We start from the raw sequence: 530 nt of genomic DNA, 5'->3' as shown, positions 1-530 counted from the left end.
GGGCGTGGCCGGCCTCGGAACGGTCGGGGCCGGATTGCTGACCCTGCTGCGCGACAATGCCGCCATCATCACGGCCCGTGCCGGGCGCCCCATCGAGGTGGTCGCCGTCTCGGCGCGCGACCGCTCCCGCGATCGCGGCGTGGATGTCTCGAAGCTGCGCTGGCACGACGACGCCGTGGCGCTGGCCGCCGATCCCGAGGTCGGCATCGTGGTCGAGCTGATGGGCGGCTCGGAAGGGCCGGCCCGCGCGCTGGTCGAGGCGGCGCTCGCCGCCGGCAAGCCCGTGGTCACCGCCAACAAGGCGCTGCTCGCGACGCATGGCGCGGCGCTGGCGCGGCTCGCCGAGGCCAAGGGTGTCGCGCTCTCCTACGAGGCGGCGGTGGCCGGCGGCATCCCCGCGATCAAGGCGCTGCGCGAGGGGCTGGCGGGCAACCGCATCACCCGCGTCGCCGGCATCCTGAACGGCACCTGCAACTACATCCTCACGGAGATGCGGCTGAAAGGCCTGCCCTTCGGCGAAGTGCTCGCCG

1 protein-coding gene is annotated in these 530 nt (G+C 74.2%); it reads left to right on the top strand.

From position 1 onward, the window contains the following. On the top strand, positions 1 to 530 hold a 530-nt coding region (locus AC1DWF_RS38265), incomplete at both ends, for a homoserine dehydrogenase (protein ID WP_476843614.1).

Source organism: Aminobacter sp. P4_D5 (genome assembly GCF_056401815.1).
The sequence above is the reverse complement of the archived record's forward strand: the minus strand, read 5'-3'. Positions and strand labels throughout refer to the sequence as shown.